Below are 19,747 nucleotides of genomic sequence, written 5' to 3'. Positions count from 1 at the left end.
ATGCTCAAATCGCTGCTGCTCATCCTCGTTTGCCTGGCCTTGCTCGGTCTGTCGGCCCGCTTGCTTTATCGTGGGCTGCGCCAGCCCGGCACCCAGCGTGTGCTGGATCGCCTGAGCCAGGGACAACCGGAACGGGTGGTGCAGAAATCTTCCTGGGTGGCGTTGGACCGGGCCTTTTTGCGCGCGGGGCTGGGTCGCCCTACAGAGCGTCTTGGGCTGTGGCTGACGCTTTGGGGGTTGGCCGTTTTACTCGGATTCGTCGTGGCCGGCTGGATCGGCTTTTTTGCCCTGTTGCTGCTGCCTCCCCTGCTGCTTCGGCTGTATGTCAGTTGGCGTTACCAGCGCCGCCTCAAGCGCATGATCGAACAACTGCCGCCATTGCTTGATCATGCGGTGCGCAGCCTGAAGTCCGGACGCACCCTGGCCGATGCGGTGCTGGGTGCCATCGACGCCGCCGAAAATCCGCTGAGAAATGCCTTGGGCCGAGTACAGCGTAATGTGCACCTGGGCGTCAGCCTGCCGGACGCCGCGACAGACTTCGCCGAGCTCTACGACAAAGACGAACTGCGCCTGTTCGCCCTCGGTTTGAAGGTCAATCATCGCTACGGTGGCAACGCCAGTGAGCTGCTGGAAAACCTGATCAAAATGATCCGCGAGCGCGAGCAGGCGTCTCGCCAGTTGAGCGCGATGACCGGCGAAACCCGAGTCACGGCGTCGGTACTGGCACTGCTGCCGGTGACCCTCGCCGGCTATTTCCTGATCTCCAACCCCAAGTACCTGCTGAGTATGTGGAACGACAGTTCGGGGCAAATGATGCTGGTGACCGCACTCGGCTTGCAGGTGTTCGGTTGCCTGGCGCTGTGGCGCATGTTGCGTAGCCTATGAACCTGTCCATGCTGCTGAGCTCGCTGCTGTTCCTGATGGCATCGCTGCTGCTGTTCAGCGTCGTGCTGGAACTGCGTCGACGCGCGCGCCAAGTGGTGCAACGACTGGACGGCAAAACACCTGGCGCCCATCGCTTCAGCCAGTGGCTGCATGTACTGGGCGCCAGCCGGATCGGCCAGCAGTCGGTCAAACTCGATAACGAAACCCAAACACTGCTCAATTGCCTCGGCTGGCGCAGCACGCGCAAGCGCGCGTTGTATGCCGCCTTCCAGGTAGGTGTGCCGGTGCTGGCGCTGGCGCTGAGTTTGCTGATTCAAGAGCTGTTCTTTATGCACGTGGTGAATCCGTGGCTCGCCCCGGCATTTGCCACCGGCATCGGCTATCTACTGCCCAAACGCCTGCTCGCGGCGGCCGCGCATCAACGGCAAAAGAAGCTGGCCATCGAGATCTCGACCTTCATTCCTTTGCTGCGCATCCTCTTCGAATCGGGCATGGCCGTGGAGCAATCGCTGCGGGTGTTGAGCAACGAAGGCAAACAGCTGCTGCCAACGCTCACCCATGAATTGCGCCTGGTGTTGGCCCGGGTCGATTCGGGCCTGGAACTGGGCGACGAGCTGAACAAAGCTTCGCGCTTGCTGGCGGTGGATGAATTCACCGACACCTGCGTAATCCTGCAACAGCTGATTCATCAGGGTGGCGGCGCCATGAAATCGCTGCTGGCGCTCAAGCTGCTGCTCGATGACCGGCGCCTGACGCGCCTGCAGGAATACATCTCCAAGATGTCCGCCAAAATGTCCGTCGTGATGATGCTGTTCCTCTTCCCGGCGTTATTGATCGTACTGGCCGGCCCGGGCTTCACCGCCCTGGCCCGGGCCTTTGCTTCCTAGAGGGATCGTGATGAAAGCAATGATTGCCGGTTTGAGTCTGCTGTTGCTGGGCGGTTGCGCGAGCAGCGGCCAGACACCCTGGAGCGCCCTGACCAACTCCGCCAGTTGCGGAAAATTAAACTCCGAAGAGCAACTGTCACTGAACCTCGCCGACGACATGGCCAAGGCCGGCAAGCTGCACGCCAGCCTCGCCAACCTGCAAAACCTGCCGGACAACCTGGCTGACGTACGCCTGCGCAAAGCCAAGGTCTATCGACTGCTCGGCCGCAGCGAAGCCGAGCCGCTGTACCGCAGCCTGCTCGGCAGTTGCAAGGCCGCCGAAGCCGAACATGGCCTGGGCCAACTCGCCGCAGCCAAGGGCGACAACGGACAGGCCCAGGACCACTTGCTACGGGCCGCGCGACTGGCGCCCACCGACGAAAAAATTCGCAACGACCTGGGCGTGGTGTACCTCAATCAGCTACGCGTGGAAGACGCCCGATTCGAATTCCTCACGGCCATGGAGCTTGAGCAAAACGACTCGCTGGCCGCGCTGAACCTGGTGACCTTGCTGATTTACCAGGACGACTGGAGCCGCGCTGCCGAACTGGTCAGCCGCGTCGGCCTGAGCCCCGCGCAGGTCACCGAGGCACAGGCCCGCGCCGAGAAACTCAAGGCCCCAACCAAGTCCGGCCCGACCATCGCCGCGCAAGTGGCCGCCGTTACTCCGGCCTTTTAGTAGGGAACAATTGATGAAATCGATCGCACTCTGCCTCGTCCTGTTGACCGCCCCACTCACCGCTCACGCCATCGACGCAGGGCCTGCCTCGCCACAACAACAGGAAACCGAAGGCTGGCTACAGCTGCAAAGCAGCAACAGCGCCGCTTCGCAAAAACTGCAAACCGCTACCGCAACGGAACGCGAGCTGACCCTGCAACGGTGGTTGAAGAGTTATCAACATGAGATCCCGCAGTACTTTGATCAGGATGAGGGCGGGAAGGTGGACAGTGGGTCGGGGAATTAGCCGGGATACTTTGCGGCTGTGAGGCCGCTATCGCGAGCAGGCTCGCTCCTACAGTTGATCCAGGCCGGTCACAGATTTTGTACATGACATTGACCCCTGTGGGAGTGGGCTGGCTCGCGATGAACGAAAACGCAGTCTGCCTGACCACGCGTTATTACTGTGGATCGAGGTTGTCCAACGCCCGATTTACGGCCAACTCACCCAACATGATCACCTGTGCAATCCCCAGCATCGTGTTGCGCTGCGAGCCCTCCAGAAACCCGGCGAAATCACTGGTCATGACACTCGCCGAAGCCAGCGATTCGCAGGCGTGGGCCAGCAGGCTCTCGGTGTCGATATCAGGGGAGATGAAGAACATCGTGCTGGGTTTGCGGATGACGCAATCCTTGGGCGGATTGAGAGAATGATCGAGGGTTTGTTCGGATGTTTTGTGGGGCTTTTTTGAGGATTCGTCGGGGGAAACGTTTTCGGTTTCGGGGGGATTTGGGGTTGGTTTGATCATGGTGAAGCTCCATTCGAAGATCTGGAGTTCGCCATCACTGCGACCAAGCAGTGGGTGGCGAACTGTGCGCAGGTTGGTCGACCAGGGAATGGAAACCCGGCAGGGCCTAGGCCCTCCCGCGCACAGCCTGCCATTAAGCAAGCACAAAAAAAACCGCTCACGCGGTGCTGCGCGCCATTCTAAACCCGGGCGACCAAACCCGATCACTGATTTTTCAGTGACGGACCAAGGCTAGAGATCGCACGTCCGACGGACAACCTGAAAAACGTGTGGGAAGGTTCTGGTGTTTTGATCGGTCGTTAAACGGCGGCGAATGTGGGGCCGTCATCGCGAGCAAGGTCGCGTCCCCAATTGGATGGGGTACAGCCGAAAAAATCAGGTCGACTGTGAGGCCGCTATCGCGAGCAGGCTCGCTCCTACAGTTGATCCAGGCCGGTCACTGATTTTGTGCATGACATTGACCCCTGTGGGAGTGGGCTGGCTCGCGAAGAACAAAACGCGGTCTGCCTGACCACGCGTTATTACTGTGGATCGAGGTTGTCCAACGCCCGATTTACGGCCAACTCACCCAGCATGATCACCTGTGCAATGCCCAACATCGTGTTGCGCTGCGAGCCCTCCAGAAACCCGGCGAAATCGCTGGTCATGACACTCGCCGAAGCCAGCGACTCGAAAGCGTGGGCCAACAGGCTCTCAGTGTCGATATCAGGGGAGATGAAGAACATCGTGCTGGGTTTGCGCACGGCAGAATCCTTGGGCGGATTGAGAGAATGATCGAGGGTTTGTTCGAATGCTTTGTGGGGCTTTTTTGAGGATTCGTCGGGGGAAACGTTTTCGGTTTCGGGGGGATTTGGGGTTGGTTTGATCATGGTGAAGCTCCAAGTATGAAATGGAGCTGCCACTGAATCGCCGCGACAGCGATAAAGGGTGGCAGCTGTACGCGGGGTCGCGGACCGGCTACTTGGCAAACCCCGGCATACCCGAAGGTATCCCGCGTACAGCCACCATTACACCAGACGACAAACACCGAAGTGCTCTGGTTTGGTGGGGGTGGATTATGCACCAAGTAGACTGAACAGGCCGCGACAGCCCGATCACTGTTTTTTTCAGTGACGGACCAAGGCTAGAGATCGCACGTCCGACGGGCAACCTGAAAAACGTGTGGGAAGGTTCTGGTGTTTTGATCGGCCGTTAAACGGCGGCGAATGTGGGGCCGTCATCGCGAACGAGGTCGCTCCCACAGTTGGATGGGTACATCTGGAAAAGATTGATGGGCTGTCGGGACGCAAAGATCAAAAGATCGCAGCCTTCGGCAGCTCCTACAGGGGACCACACCAAATTCAGGTCGGCTGTCAGGCCGCCTTCGCGGGCACGCCTCCCACAAGTGGATTGGGTACATTTGGAAAAGATTGATGGGCTGTCGGGACGCAAAGATCAAAAGATCGCAGCCTTTGGCAGCTCCTACAGGGGACCACACCAGATTCAGGTCGGCTGTCAGGCCGCCTTCGCGGGCAAGCCTCCCACAAGTGGATTGGGTACATCTGGAAAAGATTGATGGGCTGTCGGGACGCAAAGATCAAGATCGCAGCCTTTGGCAGCTCCTACAGGGGACCACACCAAATTCAGGTCGGCTGTCAGGCCGCCTTAGCGGGCAAGCCCGCCCGCATAGTGGATCGGCGAATAGCTTTTGCTCCCCACCACTCATCAGGCCGAGCGTTAGCTCGCCTTCAGCTTTTGATCTTGATTCACCCGCCACCTCGGGAGGCTGAGTGGAGGTGTTCATCCGGGGAGTGGCGCGTAGCGCCGTTCGACGCAGTCGAACACGCTGCATGCAGGTCGAAGCGAAGCCGACCGGAGGGCAGTGTCCCCGGATGGATACCGCAGCGAAGGAACGCCGAGCTTTAGCGAGGGGCCGGACGCAAGGGGCGAGACTTTTTGGTTCCTTTTGTGGCGTTTGACAAAAGGGACTCGCCGTAAGGGCGAAACCATAAGCGGCCGTTACCGCAACAATGGATATGTACTCGTTCAACCAAGTACCTGGTCGGCTACCTGGCCGCCAAGGCCAAGATCAAAAGATCGCAGCCTCCGGCAGCTCCTTCAGTGGATTGGCTCAGTGAGCGGTGACACGTTGGCGCAACCCGGAACCACTCGGCGACAGAGCCAACGCCAACTGCGTACGATTATGCATATGCGTCAACCGCAACACCTGGGACACATACAACTTCACCGTGTTCTCGGTAATCCCCAACTCACAGGCAATCTGATAATTGGTCTGCCCCTTGCCCACCAACCGCGCCACATCCAACTGCCTGGGCGACAACTGATTGAAAATTGCCGGAATGTCCAGCCGGTCCGCTTCGCCGACAGCGACATCACCCGAATCCGTCGACGTAGACGAAAGCGGCGCACGCCGAACCTTGTCCAGATCCTGATACAGATCATTGATCGACTCGGACAGGTATTGCAGCTTCTGATTCAGATGCCCCAGTTGCAGGGTCTTCTGCCGTTCCTGCAAGGCCACTTCCTGGCGCTGTATGCCTGCGAGCAATTCATCCAGCTCAACCGGCTTCTGGTAATAATCGGCAACCCCTGCGCGCAACGCCTTGATCACATCCTGCTTGTCCGCGCACCCGGTAAGCATGATCGCCTCAAAAGCACGATGCTTGCCGGACAGACGTTGCAGCTCCTGGACCAACTGAATGCCATCGAGTCGGGGCATGTGTAAATCGCAGAGCACCAGACCGATGTCGAGGTCTTCATTGAAGCGCTCGATGGCCTGCTGGCTGGACCCGCAGGGAACACAACGGTAGCCGCTGTTCTCAAGAAATTCGCAAAGTTCTTCGACGATTAAGGGCTGATCGTCGACCACAAGGACTTTTACTGCCGAGATACGCTTGTTCACGTGCAACTCCCTGCCAGGTCAAAGGATGACCGTTCCTGTACCCACAGCCACAGGCTGTACAACTACTGTATGAAAGTAGTCGCACTTTCTGACTCTGTACAAAAACCAAAAACGGCCAATGTCAGCATCAACCCCACCCACAAGAAGGGCGCAAAGGGCTGTTTCTTTGACATTCCAGGTTCCAGGTAGCGCAGATGCCCCCTAAGCCCTTGACCGATATGAAGCCAGACTCTTGGCGCCAGCAGCAGCCAGCACACACTGGCCAGGCCGGCACCGATAAATACGCCCAGCACATGCCGACCATCGGTCGCGAGCCCCAGCGCAGCCATCAATTTCACGTCCCCCGCGCCCAAGCGTCGCATTGCATAACCAGGCAAGGTGAAGGCCAGCGCCAGCAACACAGCCCAACCGCCCTGCTCGGCGCTGGCGCCCAGCCAGGTGGTTCCGCTCCATAGCAACCAGGCCAGCGCCAACGCCCCCGCGCCGAGGGTCAGGCCATTGGCGATGCGTCGCTCACGGGCGTCCTGCGCTGCGCACAGCGTCAGCCAGATCAGTAGGACAAAGTTTTGCATCCGGTAAAAAACATCCGTTTCGGCTGAATGATTCTATGCTGATATTACGCAGTGATTGTCAGGGTAGACGCACTCATGAAAACCAACCTCCCCCGCAAACAAAAAGGCGCCGTCGCGATTGAATTTGCCTTGGTGTTCGTCATTTTTTTCGCGGTGTTTTACGCGATTGTCACGTACAGCCTGCCGTTATTGCTGGTGCAGTCATTCAACCAATCGACCGCCGAAGCGGTGCGCCGAAGCGTAGCGCTGGACCCCACTACACCGGGTTACGACACCGTACTCAAAAACACCGCCACGCAGGAGTTGACCCGGCAACTGGCATGGATTCCTGCGGGGCTGAACTTCAATGTGGCCACTGACACGACCATCACTTATGTCGCTGGAGTGCTGAAGGTGACCATCAATTACCCTACCAATAAATTGAGTGCAGTCATTCCGTTTTTGAACCTGCCGGGGATCGGCCCTGTGCCTAATTTACCCGCGACACTCACCGCCAGTTCGAGCCTGCAATTTTGAGTGCAGGGGACAAGCTGTTCGGGCGTCTGCTCAACCGTCACCCGCCACCGCCGCTGGAAATCGCGCCGCCTGCGAGCATGCCTGGTGTGGGTTTGCAGATGCATCTGGATGCCGAAGGTCGGGTGCTGCATTTGACCGGCCCGCTGCGCCATCTGCTGGCTCAGCAGACACCTGCTGCCCAGGCGCCGCGCCTGCTCGACTTCCTGTTGCCACACTGTTGCCTCGTCGTCGAAGGCTCTCCCGCCCACTGGCAGGGTCAGAGTCTCGACCTGGATTTTTACAGCCTCAGCGGCCAGCCCCTGCATTTGCGCGGCTGGGTCCAGCCGTTGGCCGATATCTGGTTACTGCAGTTACTGGACATCGGCGATTTGCTGCTCGAACGCCGGCAATCGCGTGTGCGCGAGCAATGCCAGTTGCTCGCCGTGCAGATTGGCGAGCAGTTGCGTCTGTGCAGCCTGGCCCGCTTGCCCGATGTGCTGAGCGAGCAACTGCAAAGCCTGGCCCAGCGCTTTCATATTCCATGCATCGCCCTGGCGTTACTCGACGAGCAGGAACAGGGTTGGCAGATTCACCAGCATTTCGAGGGCTTCGATGCGCCGCGACTGTGGCACACCGGACAGCAACTGGGTACCGGCCTCGACAGCCTGAACGGCTCCGCACCGCAGCACTTGAACCCTCTCGAACACCCGCGCCTGCAAAGCACCTTCGGCATTAACGAAGGCTTCGTTGTGCCTTATCACGATGCTCAAGGGGTGGTCGCCTGGTTGCTTTGTGGTTGCTACCCGGTGCAGCAACGAGCGCCAGACGTCAGCGAGCGCGACTGGTTGCAGCTCGCCGCCGCACTCGCCGGCCCCTTGCTGGAGCGCTTGCGAGAGCATGGGCACCATCTGCAACTGGAACGCCTGGAATCCCTGCAAGCCTTATTGGGTACCGGTTGGTGGGAGCTGTTCGGCGACAGCACGCAAGTGCAACTGGCGCCCTCGCTGGCCTGCGCCTTGAACCTTGCCAACGCTCGCTTGCCGCTGCACGACTGGTTCGAACAAATACATCCCGCCGACCGCGAAGAGCTGCGCAGTCGTTTGCAGGCCCTGCAAGATGAAGGCACGCCTTTGCTGCTGTGCGTGCGCGCCTATCGCCACGACGCCGCACTGCCGCCGATCTGGTATCGCCTGCAAGGCCAGGCCTTGGGCGTCGGCAAGGGTCGGCGCCTGGTGGGTTTCATGCTCGACATCAGTGACATCAAAAACCAGGAGCAAAACACCGCAGCCGCCCACGCTCGGCTAGACAATTTGATCGCCAGTTCGCCCGCAGTGATTTACGTACAACGCTATGTCGAAGGCGCGCTGCAACCGACGTTCTTCAGCGATAGCCTGCTGCCGCTGCTCGGCTGGACACTTGCCGACTGTGCCAGTGGTGCGTTGGTCGAACGGGTTCACCCCGAGGACCGTGACCGTTATTTCGAGCGCACCCGGCAACTGTTGCGTGAAGGCTCGGTGAGTGCGCGTTATCGACTGCGCGACAGTCGCGGCGATTACCACTGGTTGCTCGACGAGGCCAAGTTGCTGCGCGATGACTTGGGCTTGCCGGTGGAAGCCGTGGGGCTATGGCTCGACGTCACCGACGCAACGCTGGCTGCCGAGCAGGTCAGACAAAGCGAAGAACGTTATCGGATTCTGGTAGAAGACTCGCCGGCGATGATCTGCCGCTATCGCCCCGACCTGACCCTGACTTTCGGCAACCGTCCGTTGGCGGCGTACCTGGAGTGCGCGCCCGAACAATTGCCGGGGGTAAACCTGGGCAGCTGGATGTCGCCACAGCAGTGCGAAGCCTTCCTTCAACGCCAAAGTCAGCTCAGCCCCGAGTTCCCGGTCAGTACCGCGGAAATCAACCTGCAACTGCCCGGACGGGAGCATGCCTGGTGGATCTGGTCGGATCGCGGGGTGTTCGACGAGCACGGTGTGTTGCAGGAAATTCAGGCCGTGGGCCGCGACAACACCGAAGTGCGGCGCTCCCAGCAGCAACTCACCCAAAGCGCAAAAATGGCCACCCTGGGCGAAATGGCCACCGGGCTGGCCCATGAAATCAACCAGCCGCTGAACGTAATGCGTATGGCAATCGTCAATGTGCTCAAGCGCCTGAGCAACGGCGATGTGCAGGTCGATTACCTGACCGACAAGCTCAACCGCATCGATGCACAGGTGCAACGCGCCGCACGGGTGGTGGATCACATGCGGGTGTTCGGCCGCCGCTCGGAAATTGAACAACACCCGTTCAATCCGGCCCAGGCCATCGAGGGCACGTTGTCGCTGCTGGCCGAAGGCATGCGCGGCAAAGGCGTTGATTTGCGCATCAGCGAAACCGGATTTGACGTGCAAGTGCTCGGTTACGTTGATCAGCTGGAACAGGTGTTGATCAACCTGATGGTCAACGCGCGGGATGCGTTACTCGGTAGACGTGAAAAAGACCCTGAGTTCAAGCCATGGATTTCTGTGTACGCAGAACTGAACGGCCAGACGGTGCGGCTGTGGGTAGAGGACAACGGCGGCGGGATTGACCCGCGTTTGCTGGAAAGGATCTTCGAACCGTTCTTCACCACTAAACCGGTGGGCGTCGGCACGGGGCTGGGGTTGTCGGTGAGCTACGGTATCGTCGAGAACATGGGCGGCCAACTCAGCGTCAGAAATACCACTCAAGGCGCGCGCTTTTGTATCGAGTTGCCAATCGCCTCGGACGATCAGAGCACCAGCGACGGTCGCCCGGAGTGACAGCTGAGGTTGGCGCCGACTTCGACTTTGTTCAGGTCGATTCCCAGGCTCGCCAACAAGGTGTTGATTAGCGTATCCAGCAATGGGCTGAGCACTGTGTTGACGGCATTGACCAGTGCGGCGGTGACGTCACTCAAGATACTGCCCAGACCGCCCACGATGCTGCCCGACGGCCCATACATGTTCACCCCAAGGTTGCTGACCGTGGTACTCAGGCTGTTGACGATGTTGTTGGTGGTGAACGCGTAGTAAAACGGCGGCTGATTGATTTCCGGAAGGTTGGCGGCGGCCGGCGCGGTGTACACGTGGGGCATGTTGGCGTTTTGCGCAACGGAAGTGTTGAGCATGATATCGATACCGCCACCGATGCCGGGTCGATGGTTGTAGCAGACCGGTGGCAAAAACAGCAGCCGGTTGCAGGTCTGCACACCGATATCGATGACTTTCAATGGCAGGACGACATTGGTCGGCGGGACGGTTGCGGAACCAAACACATCAGCAGGTGCGATCTGCCCGATTTTCAGCCCGATCAGTGTGGTCGTGGTGTTGGTCGTCAAGCTTTTGTTGGTCGCACTCACGCAACTGTAGGCGGTGACGTAACTCCAGGCGCCGGCCGCTTCCAGCGCGACGTCGATCCGTATCGGTGATGGCAGCAGTTTGATTTCCGGCGTGTCACAAGCGGCACCCAAGGCGCAGGTCAGCGAATCGATGACGCCTACCAGGTCCAGATGCAGCAATGCGCTGAGGGTGTTGGTCAGCGGCGCAACCAGATTCAGGACGGCATTGACCAGCGGCGTGATGGCGTCGAGAACCGGCAGGTTGATCGACAGCAACGTCTTGACCTGTGCGGTTCGTACATAGATCCGGTTGGGTCCCAACGGTGCCAGTGCCGCAGTCTTCGGGTTGCCGATGGCTGACAGTTGCGGCGGTTCCATCACCTGCACCCGTGCAGTGATCTGCGCCAGGCCCGCGAGGTTGATCGGCAGTGACGCCACCAGACCGTTTTTCTTGTTGGCTAACTGCACCACCGCTTCAATGAGGTCGAACGCTTTCAGGTTCACTGCCAGGGCCGAAATGTCAGTGCCACTTTCGACATGCAGCATATTACCCAGCACCACGCTCGTTGTGCCGGCCGCCACCTTCAGTGCCTGCAAGCTGACGATGGTTGCGCTGGCACCCAGTGTGCCGCCGGGGTCCAGAACATTGATCGCCGTCTGGATCAACTGGCTGACGTTGATCGTGTTGCCCAGCACCTGATCGTAGCCGGCGGCGGTCAGGCCCAAGTCGATTTTCAGTCGGTTCAGGTAGCCGAGCAGGCTGATGTTGGTATTGACCAATCCATTCCAACCCACCGCACTGATGTTGACGTTGCCTCCCAGCAAGCCACCGAACAACAAACTGGTGATGGTTGCCTTGCTGGTGTCGAATGTCAGTGCGGCACTGCGAATGGTCAGCGATGCCAGCGGCGGCGGTAACGCGGCGACTGCCGTAGCGTTCAGGGTGAGCGTTGCACCTGCGGGCGCACCGCCGAACAGCGCGCCGATGCCACCGGCAACACTCTGCATCACGACATGGCTGGCGATTACCCGGATGGCCTCGCTTTTGGCGGGGTCGACGGCAAATACCCGAAAGTTGTTGGCATCCAGGGTCACCGCACCGCAGGCGACGTTCAGTGCACGTCCATCACTGGGCAAAGCGAAACCATTGCGTTGGGCGCTGGCGGTGGCATAAACCGTTGCTGTTGAACCGGGGGAGCAGTCCCCCCCTCGGGTGGCGGATTCCAGGGCGGCCATGTCAGCGACACGTTGCAGACTGCGTTTTTCCAGGTAGAGCCGACCGCTGTCGATCACCACCAGCGCGAACATCAACGCCATCGCCAGCGTCAGCGCCGCCATCAAGCCGATCGCTCCCCGCTGCCGGGCCGGGCCGCTTAACTGCATGCGGGGAGACATGACGCACTCCTTTGCCGACGCGCTGCCTGGCGCGACCTCCATTGGTGAACAGCAGTGTAGTAGGGACTTTGGCTGGTTGCCGCTGATCAAAATCAAAAGATCGCAGCCTGCGGCAGCTCCTACAGGAGTACATCAATCCTATGTAGGCACTTTGGCTGGCTGCCCGCTGATCAAAATCAAAAGATCGCAGCCTGCGGCAGCTCCTATGTAGGAGCTGCCGAAGGCTGCGATCTTTTGATCTTCCCGCTATTTACCGCGGTGGATAATTGGACAATATCCGGGTGACCGTTTCACGTATCGCGTTGCTGCGGTCCGACGGGTTGGTGGTGCGGCTGAGCATCTGCTCGTCACTGCCGCGCCAGACCAGTTTGCCGTCCTTGCCGTCGAGCATGTCGATCTGGATGGTGGCGACCTTGTAGGGAACTACGCGGGTTTCGTTGTACATCGGTGCGCCCCAGTAGCCGTTCCAGGGGTTGCCCCAACCGCCGCCATAGTTAGTAGTGATCTGCTGCTGACGTTCTTCGACAACCAGGTAGGTCTGCACGCTCAAGTCACCTTTGGCACCGGCCGCCGCCGGGCGCAGGCCGCGTTGATCCAGTTGATCGGCCACCGACTGGCGCACACGTTGTTCGGTCAGGTCACTCTTGATCCGTGGGTCATCAGGGCGATATTGCAGGGCGGGTTCTTTCCAGCTCCAGCTGCGATAAGCGGCGAAGTCGCGGCTGGCATCGAAGTCGTGATTGACCTGGTTGGCGGCGCAGGCACTGAGCAGCGCGACCACTGCCAGTAAAGCGTAACGGCGGAACATGATAATTCTCCGGTAGAAGACATGAACCTGTGAAATGCTTCTTAACTGCAGAAGCTAACCAGGAGGATACGCCGACATGGCCTTTTCTACAGCCTCGCGTATGGCATCCGCTTGTTCCATTTGCGTGCCCTTGCGCAGGGTTTCAGCGCTGGAGCTCCATACCGGCTGGCCGCTCTGCGCATCGAACATGTCCACCTGCACCACCACGACCTGCTCCTGATAAGTCCGGACAATCGGCACGGTGTTGTACATGCCAATACCGTTGCCGTAGCCGCCGTGCCCGCCATAGTAGCCACCGCCGTAATAGCCATAGTCGTCCTGGACCTGGCGCAAGCGGGTTTCCAGACGCAGGTCGGCGCTGACAAACAGGTCCGCCGGGCGATTGTCATGCAGCGGGCGCAAGCCCCGTTGATCGAGGGCATTGCTGACCGCTTCGGCGACCTGCGCCGAATCCGCCCACGCACTGCCTGGTGGCAGGTGCCCGTTGAGCCAGGCCCAACTGCGATAACGCCCGTAATCACGCGGCGCCGCCGGGTAGGCACTGCGGTCGAAGGTCTTGGCCGCCTGAGGTGGTGCCGGTGGAAGTGGGTTGGAAGTTGCCACATACGGGTTGCCGCCCTGACAGGCAGCCAATCCCAGACACATGACCAACAACCCCGTACGACTTTTCATTTCGTGCTCCGATCAAACCGGTCGACAAATCCAGTGCAAGTAACGCCCAAGTCCGGCGAAGCTCGGGTGACGGCGGTGGGCCAGTTCCATTTCCAGCAGGTCCACCAGTTCGGCGCGGGCCTGGAATTCCACCGGCATGTAATCGTGAAAAACCCGCACCCCACTTTGGGTTTCGACCTGCCACAAACCCTCAAGTTGCGCCGCCAATTCCCGTGGATCAAGGGGTTGTTGCGGGGTCAGGCTTTGCTTCTCGCCAGCCATGTCGTTCTTGCGCATCTTGCGGAAATGGCCCTTGAGCAAGTTGCGGTAAATCAATGCATCGCGGTTGTAGAAGGCCAGTGATAACCAGCCATCCTGCTTGGTCAATTGATGCAGCACCGGCAGGATTGCATGGGGTTCGGCCAACCATTCCAGCACCGCATGGCACAGCACCAGGTCGTAGGGTTCGGTGAGTTGACCGAGCAATTCCTGCCACGGTGCCTGAATAAATGTCGCGGTCTGCCCAGCCTCGGCGAAGCGCTGACGAGCGCCTTCGAGCATGGGTTCGGCGGGTTCGGCCAATGTCACCTCATGGCCGCGCTGCGCCAGCCACAACGACATGTGGCCAAGGCCGGCGCCAATGTCCAGCACCCGCAACGGTCGGGCCGGCAAGGTTTCAGCCAGATCCGCCTGAAGCACCGCCAGACGGATCGCGCCTTTGGCCCCACCGTAGATTTTTTCGGCGAAGCGGGTCGCCAGTTGATCGAAATGACGGTCGCTCATCAGCTGAACCTCCGTTCGCTGTCGGCCAGTTTGCTGCGCACCACTTCATTCATGTCCAGACCCAACTCACTGCACAACAACAATAGATAAAGCACGATGTCGCCGACTTCCTGCCCGGCATGGGCCAGTTTGTCCGCCGGTAACTGGCGAGACTGGTCTTCGGTCAGCCACTGGAAAATTTCCACCAGCTCGGACATTTCCACGCTCGCGGCCATGGCCAGGTTTTTCGGGCTGTGAAATTGCCGCCAGTCATTGCGGTCACGGATGGCGTGCAGGCGTTCGGTCAGTTCAACAAGGTTCATCGGGCTCTCCTGAAGGCGTATAGCTTCGGGGGGATGGCGAGTGAAGGCAAGTGACAAAGATTGGGGGCTCGCTCCCACAGTGTTAGTCAGGAATCTTTGCGCCATACTCAAAAAGATCGCAGCCTTCGGCAGCTCCTGCAGGGAACTCGGTGCGATGATCGATAGCCCAAACCACGCCTTTCTTTGATCAGGACGCTCATTCCATGCAGGTAGAAGGTTTTTTCGAATGGCTCGGCCAAGCCCTCGGTTCCGTCATCCGTTTCATCGTTGATGGCCTCAGCGGGCTGTTTCAAATGATGAGCCGCGCCAGCAGCAACTTTGTCGAAGGCTTGTCCCGCGCCTTGGGCATGGACACCTCGATCATCAGCATCGCCACGCTGATCCTGGGGCTGCTGTTGTTGTGGTCGGCGATCCGCGCATTCATGAATGCCTCGTTCATCATGGGCATCATCTGGCTGATGCTCGGGCTGTGGCTGCTGAGTTGGGTGGTTCACTGACACCGCCCAATCCTTGATCGCGATAAAGCTGAAAATACCCCAGGGTTACAGATTCTCAGCATTATCGCTGACGACCTTCGCGAGCAGGCTCGCTCCTACAATGGTTCGCGGCATATTCCAAAATGTGTCGCTACAATGCCCGCTCCCCAAGGAGCCTGCATGTCCAACCTGATTGCCGACTGGCGCGACCGCCCCACCCATCGTCGGGTCTTGGCGCTGGCTGCGCCGATGATTCTCTCGAATATTTCCGTACCGCTGGTGGCGCTGGTCGACAGCACCGTCATCGGCCACTTGCCCCACGCCCATCAGCTCGGTGCCGTTGCGGTCGGCGCCAGCCTGTATACGTTTCTCGCCTGGGGCATGGGTTTCCTGCGCATGGGCACGACCGGGTTCGCCGCCCAGGCAGCCGGCCGAGGTGATGGCGCGGCGTTGCGGCAGATTTTGTTGCAAGGGCTGTTGCTGGCCATGGGACTGGCCGTGGTGCTGGGCGCAGCGGGTGTTCCGTTGAGCGGCGTGGCGTTGCATTTCATGCAGCCATCGACGGAGCTGGATCAAATGACCCGCGAGTTCTTCCACACGCGGTTGTTCGGGCTGCCGGCGGCGCTGGCCAGTTATGCGCTGGTCGGCTGGTTCCTCGGCACGCAGAACGCCCGCGCGCCGCTGGTGATTCTGCTGAGCACCAACCTGGTTAACATTGCGTTGAATTTATGGTTTGTTCTCGGCCTGGAATGGGGCGTGGTGGGTGCCGCTCGTGCGTCGGTCATCGCCGAGTGGACCGGTGCGCTGATCGGCCTGTTCATGACCCGTCATGCCCTGCGCGCCTACCCCGGTCATATCGCCTGGGCTGCCCTGGCGCTGTGGCAGAGCTGGCGACCGCTGCTGGCGGTCAACCGCGACATCTTCATTCGTAGCCTGGCCCTGCAATCGGTGTTTTTTCTGATCACCGTGCAAGGTGCGCGACTGGGCGATGCCACCGTCGCCGCCAACGCGCTGCTGCTCAACGGCTTGCTGCTGACGGCCCACGCACTCGACGGTCTGGCCCACGCCGTGGAAGCCCTGTGCGGGCATGCCATCGGTGCCCGCGACCGTGATGCCCTGCGTCGCTCATTGGTAGTGGCATGCGGCTGGTCGTTGCTGGCGAGCCTGGGTTTTGCCGTGATGTTCCTGTTTGCCGGTCACTTGTTCATCGAGATGCAGACCAACATCGAAAGCGTGCGCGACACCGCGTTCATCTACTTGCCCTACCTCGCCGCGCTGCCGTTGATCGCGGTGTGGAGCTACTTGCTCGACGGCTTGTTCATCGGCGCCACCCGCGCCCGGGAAATGCGCAACGGCATGCTGTTGACGGTCGCCTTGCTGGTGCCCTTCGGCTGGGCACTGCAAGGTTTCGGCAACCATGGGCTGTGGATAACTTTCCTGTTGTTCATGTTACTGCGCAGCCTGACCCTCGGCGCCATTGCCTGGCGTCTGCGCCAAAACGACGGTTGGTTCGCCCGCGCTCACTGAGTCGGCGTTGTCCTGACGAACGACGTAACCTCGTCCAGTACCGGCGCCAAACCGCGCAAGGGTCGGGACAACGCCGCCACCAGCATGGCGTGGCCGGTGCGAGAGAAGTACAGGTCCTGCACCGGCACGCCCGCTTCACGCAACTTGATTGCGAGACCGCCGGTATTGCGCGTCGGGTTGACCACCTCGTCGTCCGTTGAGGCCATCAACAACGCTGGCGGCGCGCCTTGGGTGACATGGTTGATCGGTTGCGATTGCGGCGGTGAATCCGGCCAGAAAAACACCGGGCGCACGTCCGGATTCTGGATCGGCAAAAAATCATAGGGGCCGGCCAGACCGATCCAGCCGCTAAGGTTGTGCGGCGAAAGGCCCACCGCCGCCAACAGCGCGAGGTCCAGTGCCAGCATCGCAACGTTATAGGCCCCGGAACTGTGCCCCATCAGGTACAAGCGCTGCGGGTTCCCGGCGTACTGCCGGATGTGCTCATGGGACCAGGCCACTGCGCTGGCGGCGTCTTCGAGAAACAGTGGATAACGCACCTGTGGATACAACCGATAGTCCGCCAGTACCGCGACGATCCCCCGGGACGCCAAGGCCTCACCGACAAATCCGTAGTCGCTGCGTGATCCACTGTTCCAGCTGCCGCCATAGAAAAACACCACCACCGGGGCACCCGCCATCGGATGGTGCGGCACATACACATCGAGTTTTTGCCGCGGATCACTGCCATAGGCAATGCCCTCGGTCTTATCGAAGGTCCCGTCGGGGGTCAGGGCATTGAGCATTTTCAGCGGTGAACACGCGCTCATTACCGCCAGCAGCAAACCGCCGAGCGCCAGGCTGATGATCCGCTTAACCCTGCTCGCCATCGGTGTCGAGCCTCATGTTCAGGGTTGAAGGTTCTGCCAACGGTTGCGCAGATTATCCAGGCATTCTTGCTGAGTGGCTCCCGACAAGGGCAGTTCAGGTACAACGCCGGGGTACTGCAAGCGTAGCCATAACCAGCCATCCAGCACCGGGCGTTCGCTAAAGCCCAGCGCCAGCCCTTCCTCCATGTGGGACCACAGCGTGTAGTAATCGGTCCCGGTGGATGTGCACCATTGCCACGCATGCTGTTCCAGCAGGCAGGTTTGCAGCCTTGCCTTCTGATGAGGGCTGAGTGTTTCTTCAATCGCTAACGGGCTGACGGCAAGCAACGGATTGATTAACTGTTGCCAGCCATGACGGCCGATTGCACGGTCGGCCCAGGTCCCGCCGTACCAGCGCAACTGGTTGATCGGCCCCAGCCAGCGACTCAACTCCCCGGCGTCGCAGGCATCAAAAAAGTAACTGGCGGTGTGCGGGTTGTAGTAACTCAGCAGGGCCCGGTGGTGCAGGCCGAAACTCACCGAGAGCATGCGCCGCAAGTGCGCCAGCAACGTCGACACCGGTGCTTCGCTGAGCAACAGCAGGCCCGGCCAGCGCTGTGCCTCGCCCTGACAGCGTTCGACCAGCGTCGGACAGGTCCTTAGGTCGATCAGGGCTGGACCTTGTTCACGCAGCGCATGCCACTCAGTGTTTTCGAACAACCAGAACCACCGGGCATGGCCAAACATGTGCTGCAGGGCTGACCCCGCCTGCGGCGCGCCCGGTACGTCCAGCAATAACCATTGCGGCAGCGTGTCCGGTGTCTGCACGGCGATCATGCCGCACCACTCTGGCCAAGCCGCGTCGCCGCACGACAGGTGCAAAGGGCCTGCGCGCAATGGTTGAAAGGGCCACCGCCGGGCAGCAAACACAGCAACAACAAGGGTTCACCGGAGCGCAACCATCCCTGTACAGCTTCAGAGGGGCAATCATCAGTGGCGTACGTCGTCTCTACCTCTTCGATCCGGTCTGGCTGATGCAGAAACCCGGTAATCAACGGTCGGTCCGGATCACCTTCGATAAAGCTCACCACCACCTCCGCGCCTTCACTCAACTGCGCGGCGCTTGCCAATGCCAGCCCCGGCGCCAATGGCAGCCAACAGTGGCTGGGCGTTGCACCTTCCCCCTGATACAACCAGTCAAATTGCACCGCCACCGGCCGGGAAGGGTCAGGCCGGAGCTCATCGACATCTACCACCCATGCACGCTGCAGCCCCCGCATGGTCGGTTTCTCTGCAATAGATGACGACTCAAACGCCACCTCCCAACGCATCGCACGCAACTGGTTGCTGTAGGGCGCGATGGGGTCCTGACTGCCCTGATGCTCGACATGGGTCAGCAGCCACAGCTGATTCCACTCGGCAACCGGATGCCCCGCCAGCGGCATCAGTTGAGCGCTGCGCAGCATCGGCAGGTCGCTACCGCACTGCGCACTCTGCACCGAACTGTCCGCGCTTCGCTGAACCTCGAAACGGCGCACCGCCGGGCGCTCGCCTTCGCTGCTGAACAGCGCCGTTTCGCCGCGACGGAAATGCCCCTGTCCATCGGCAAACACCACGCAGTGCCCGCGAGCCCGGTGTTCGAAGTGGTAGTGCAGCCGCTCCTGGGCGCACAGGCGTTGGATAAATTGCAGGTCCGATTCACGGTACTGCGTGCAGAAATCACGGGCGGGGTAATCGCCGTCCAGTTCAAAGCGCCGATCCTGGCCGACAATGCCGTGCTCCCTGAGCACCTGATCGAGGATTTGCGGCACCGAGCGGGCGCTGAAGATGCGCTGGCTGAAACGTTGGGAAAGGCAAGCCAGCCGAGGCCCCAGGCGCACATGACAGAGCCGGTTCATCGATCCATGTTCACGCTGGATCAGCTCATGCAATTGCCCGTGGACGCTGTTGCCCGCTGGCCCGAAATACAACGAGGCTGAACGGTACAAGAGGCTGGCGAGGTCGAGCGCGGGGTCATTGACCAGCAGCTCCATGTCGAATACGAATGGCTCACTGATGGCTTCTCTACCGGTAAAGGCCAGTACCTCGAAGACGTCGGACAGACCTGCTACGTCCAGACGAAATGCAGGTTCGTTGGCTGGATCGAACATCGGCGATTCTCTACAGGAGGGGCGGCCGGGGATTCTCGCCGAGAGACATGGCCGAGTAGAGAGGCGAAGTACAACTTAGGAAATGACCTACGCGAAAAGAAGACCAAATGGCCTGGATGGCCAAGGACGTAGGTCATTTCGCAGGGAAAAAGAGAGGCGTCGCACCAGGTCATCTGAAATTTCCGCAGCGTGCGGAACATTTTCAGACAACCCGATG

General features: G+C 60.1%; 20 protein-coding genes. 8 read left to right on the top strand and 12 right to left on the bottom strand.

Annotation, left to right across the window (positions count from 1 at the left end; translation table 11 throughout):
* The 4 genes from KUF73_RS24995 to KUF73_RS24980 are packed head-to-tail and all read left to right on the top strand — an operon-like array spanning position 1 to position 2,776.
* Positions 1 to 885 carry a type II secretion system F family protein gene (locus KUF73_RS24995; RefSeq protein WP_218440672.1) on the top strand — a complete coding sequence of 295 codons (885 nt, stop codon included), beginning with the start codon at positions 1 to 3 and terminating at the stop codon, positions 883 to 885.
* An 8-nt stretch (positions 886 to 893) separates the two neighbouring features.
* Positions 894 to 1,772, top strand: coding sequence for a type II secretion system F family protein (locus tag KUF73_RS24990; protein ID WP_371135552.1), 879 nt, complete (start codon positions 894 to 896; stop codon positions 1,770 to 1,772).
* A gap of 10 nt (positions 1,773 to 1,782) precedes the next feature.
* A complete protein-coding gene (locus KUF73_RS24985; RefSeq protein WP_218440670.1) occupies positions 1,783 to 2,490 on the top strand; it encodes a hypothetical protein in 708 nt (235 codons plus the stop codon).
* A 13-nt stretch (positions 2,491 to 2,503) separates the two neighbouring features.
* The gene (locus KUF73_RS24980; protein ID WP_218440669.1) at positions 2,504 to 2,776 is read left to right on the top strand and encodes a DUF3613 domain-containing protein; all 273 of its coding nucleotides are present in this window, start codon (positions 2,504 to 2,506) and stop codon (positions 2,774 to 2,776) included.
* 154 nt (positions 2,777 to 2,930) lie between these two features.
* Here the strand turns inward: KUF73_RS24980 and KUF73_RS24975 are convergent, their stop codons facing one another.
* From KUF73_RS24975 to KUF73_RS24960, 4 genes are all read right to left on the bottom strand, one after another.
* Complete coding sequence (locus tag KUF73_RS24975) at positions 2,931 to 3,278, bottom strand: DUF6124 family protein (RefSeq protein ID WP_218440668.1); 348 nt, start codon at positions 3,276 to 3,278, stop codon at positions 2,931 to 2,933.
* A 521-nt stretch (positions 3,279 to 3,799) separates the two neighbouring features.
* Entirely contained in the window at positions 3,800 to 4,147 is a 348-nt protein-coding gene (locus tag KUF73_RS24970; RefSeq protein ID WP_218440667.1) for a DUF6124 family protein, read from the bottom strand.
* A 1,241-nt stretch (positions 4,148 to 5,388) separates the two neighbouring features.
* Positions 5,389 to 6,180: a response regulator transcription factor gene (locus tag KUF73_RS24965; RefSeq protein ID WP_218440666.1), complete on the bottom strand. Its 792-nt coding sequence runs from the start codon at positions 6,178 to 6,180 to the stop codon at positions 5,389 to 5,391.
* Between the two features lie 62 nt (positions 6,181 to 6,242).
* Entirely contained in the window at positions 6,243 to 6,752 is a 510-nt protein-coding gene (locus KUF73_RS24960) for a prepilin peptidase (RefSeq protein ID WP_218440665.1), read from the bottom strand.
* Positions 6,753 to 6,827: 75 nt separating this feature from the next.
* Here KUF73_RS24960 and KUF73_RS24955 point away from each other — a divergent pair, with 75 nt between their 5' ends.
* Both KUF73_RS24955 and KUF73_RS24950 read left to right on the top strand, forming a co-directional pair.
* Positions 6,828 to 7,268 (top strand): TadE/TadG family type IV pilus assembly protein, encoded by a 441-nt coding sequence (locus tag KUF73_RS24955; protein ID WP_218440664.1) that lies wholly within the window; start codon positions 6,828 to 6,830, stop codon positions 7,266 to 7,268.
* Entirely contained in the window at positions 7,265 to 10,033 is a 2,769-nt protein-coding gene (locus KUF73_RS24950; protein WP_218440663.1) for an ATP-binding protein, read from the top strand. Before KUF73_RS24955 ends, KUF73_RS24950 begins: the two co-directional genes overlap by 4 nt.
* On the opposite strand, the gene KUF73_RS24945 is transcribed toward KUF73_RS24950, so the two are convergent.
* The 5 genes from KUF73_RS24945 to KUF73_RS24925 all read right to left on the bottom strand — a co-directional run bounded on the left by KUF73_RS24945 (position 10,003) and on the right by KUF73_RS24925 (position 14,529).
* Positions 10,003 to 11,985: a pilus assembly protein TadG-related protein gene (locus tag KUF73_RS24945; RefSeq protein ID WP_218440662.1), complete on the bottom strand. Its 1,983-nt coding sequence runs from the start codon at positions 11,983 to 11,985 to the stop codon at positions 10,003 to 10,005. The genes KUF73_RS24950 and KUF73_RS24945 overlap by 31 nt on opposite strands.
* 250 nt (positions 11,986 to 12,235) lie before the next feature.
* Entirely contained in the window at positions 12,236 to 12,793 is a 558-nt protein-coding gene (locus KUF73_RS24940; protein ID WP_218440661.1) for a DUF4136 domain-containing protein, read from the bottom strand.
* A 54-nt stretch (positions 12,794 to 12,847) separates the two neighbouring features.
* A complete protein-coding gene (locus tag KUF73_RS24935) occupies positions 12,848 to 13,465 on the bottom strand; it encodes a DUF4136 domain-containing protein (protein WP_218440660.1) in 618 nt (205 codons plus the stop codon).
* Positions 13,466 to 13,477: 12 nt separating this feature from the next.
* A complete protein-coding gene (locus tag KUF73_RS24930) occupies positions 13,478 to 14,227 on the bottom strand; it encodes a methyltransferase domain-containing protein (RefSeq protein WP_218440659.1) in 750 nt (249 codons plus the stop codon).
* Positions 14,227 to 14,529 carry a MazG-like family protein gene (locus KUF73_RS24925; protein WP_007951009.1) on the bottom strand — a complete coding sequence of 101 codons (303 nt, stop codon included), beginning with the start codon at positions 14,527 to 14,529 and terminating at the stop codon, positions 14,227 to 14,229. Before KUF73_RS24925 ends, KUF73_RS24930 begins: the two co-directional genes overlap by 1 nt.
* A gap of 203 nt (positions 14,530 to 14,732) precedes the next feature.
* Between KUF73_RS24925 and KUF73_RS24920 the strand changes: the two genes are divergently transcribed.
* Together KUF73_RS24920 and KUF73_RS24915 are read left to right on the top strand one after the other, a co-directional pair.
* Complete coding sequence (locus KUF73_RS24920; RefSeq protein WP_218440658.1) at positions 14,733 to 15,026, top strand: hypothetical protein; 294 nt, start codon at positions 14,733 to 14,735, stop codon at positions 15,024 to 15,026.
* A gap of 159 nt (positions 15,027 to 15,185) precedes the next feature.
* On the top strand, positions 15,186 to 16,532 hold the full coding sequence (locus tag KUF73_RS24915) for an MATE family efflux transporter (RefSeq protein WP_218440657.1): 1,347 nt from the start codon (positions 15,186 to 15,188) through the stop codon (positions 16,530 to 16,532).
* On the opposite strand, the gene KUF73_RS24910 is transcribed toward KUF73_RS24915, so the two are convergent.
* From KUF73_RS24910 to KUF73_RS24900, 3 genes are read right to left on the bottom strand one after another with little or no spacing between them, the layout of a single operon-like run.
* Positions 16,526 to 17,401 (bottom strand): alpha/beta hydrolase, encoded by an 876-nt coding sequence (locus KUF73_RS24910; RefSeq protein WP_218440656.1) that lies wholly within the window; start codon positions 17,399 to 17,401, stop codon positions 16,526 to 16,528. The genes KUF73_RS24915 and KUF73_RS24910 overlap by 7 nt on opposite strands.
* Positions 17,402 to 17,419: 18 nt before the next feature.
* Entirely contained in the window at positions 17,420 to 18,217 is a 798-nt protein-coding gene (locus KUF73_RS24905) for a DUF4123 domain-containing protein (protein ID WP_218440655.1), read from the bottom strand.
* Positions 18,214 to 19,530 (bottom strand): contractile injection system protein, VgrG/Pvc8 family, encoded by a 1,317-nt coding sequence (locus tag KUF73_RS24900; RefSeq protein ID WP_218440654.1) that lies wholly within the window; start codon positions 19,528 to 19,530, stop codon positions 18,214 to 18,216. Before KUF73_RS24900 ends, KUF73_RS24905 begins: the two co-directional genes overlap by 4 nt.
* Positions 19,531 to 19,747 lie beyond the last annotated feature (217 nt).

The organism is Pseudomonas sp. PD9R (assembly GCF_019200975.1).
GTDB lineage: Bacteria > Pseudomonadota > Gammaproteobacteria > Pseudomonadales > Pseudomonadaceae > Aquipseudomonas.
The sequence above is the reverse complement of the archived record's forward strand: the minus strand, read 5'-3'. Positions and strand labels throughout refer to the sequence as shown.

Coding starts and splice junctions, on each gene's coding strand:
- KUF73_RS24995 (WP_218440672.1), top strand. CDS start 1: ATGCTCAAATCGCTGCTGCTCATCCTCGTTTGCCTGGCCTTGCTCGGT.
- KUF73_RS24990 (WP_371135552.1), top strand. CDS start 894: ATGCTGCTGAGCTCGCTGCTGTTCCTGATGGCATCGCTGCTGCTGTTC.
- KUF73_RS24985 (WP_218440670.1), top strand. CDS start 1,783: ATGAAAGCAATGATTGCCGGTTTGAGTCTGCTGTTGCTGGGCGGTTGC.
- KUF73_RS24980 (WP_218440669.1), top strand. CDS start 2,504: ATGAAATCGATCGCACTCTGCCTCGTCCTGTTGACCGCCCCACTCACC.
- KUF73_RS24975 (WP_218440668.1), bottom strand. CDS start 3,278: ATGATCAAACCAACCCCAAATCCCCCCGAAACCGAAAACGTTTCCCCC.
- KUF73_RS24970 (WP_218440667.1), bottom strand. CDS start 4,147: ATGATCAAACCAACCCCAAATCCCCCCGAAACCGAAAACGTTTCCCCC.
- KUF73_RS24960 (WP_218440665.1), bottom strand. CDS start 6,752: ATGCAAAACTTTGTCCTACTGATCTGGCTGACGCTGTGCGCAGCGCAG.
- KUF73_RS24955 (WP_218440664.1), top strand. CDS start 6,828: ATGAAAACCAACCTCCCCCGCAAACAAAAAGGCGCCGTCGCGATTGAA.
- KUF73_RS24945 (WP_218440662.1), bottom strand. CDS start 11,985: ATGTCTCCCCGCATGCAGTTAAGCGGCCCGGCCCGGCAGCGGGGAGCG.
- KUF73_RS24940 (WP_218440661.1), bottom strand. CDS start 12,793: ATGTTCCGCCGTTACGCTTTACTGGCAGTGGTCGCGCTGCTCAGTGCC.
- KUF73_RS24935 (WP_218440660.1), bottom strand. CDS start 13,465: ATGAAAAGTCGTACGGGGTTGTTGGTCATGTGTCTGGGATTGGCTGCC.
- KUF73_RS24930 (WP_218440659.1), bottom strand. CDS start 14,227: ATGAGCGACCGTCATTTCGATCAACTGGCGACCCGCTTCGCCGAAAAA.
- KUF73_RS24925 (WP_007951009.1), bottom strand. CDS start 14,529: ATGAACCTTGTTGAACTGACCGAACGCCTGCACGCCATCCGTGACCGC.
- KUF73_RS24920 (WP_218440658.1), top strand. CDS start 14,733: ATGCAGGTAGAAGGTTTTTTCGAATGGCTCGGCCAAGCCCTCGGTTCC.
- KUF73_RS24915 (WP_218440657.1), top strand. CDS start 15,186: ATGTCCAACCTGATTGCCGACTGGCGCGACCGCCCCACCCATCGTCGG.
- KUF73_RS24910 (WP_218440656.1), bottom strand. CDS start 17,401: ATGGCGAGCAGGGTTAAGCGGATCATCAGCCTGGCGCTCGGCGGTTTG.
- KUF73_RS24905 (WP_218440655.1), bottom strand. CDS start 18,217: ATGATCGCCGTGCAGACACCGGACACGCTGCCGCAATGGTTATTGCTG.
- KUF73_RS24900 (WP_218440654.1), bottom strand. CDS start 19,530: ATGTTCGATCCAGCCAACGAACCTGCATTTCGTCTGGACGTAGCAGGT.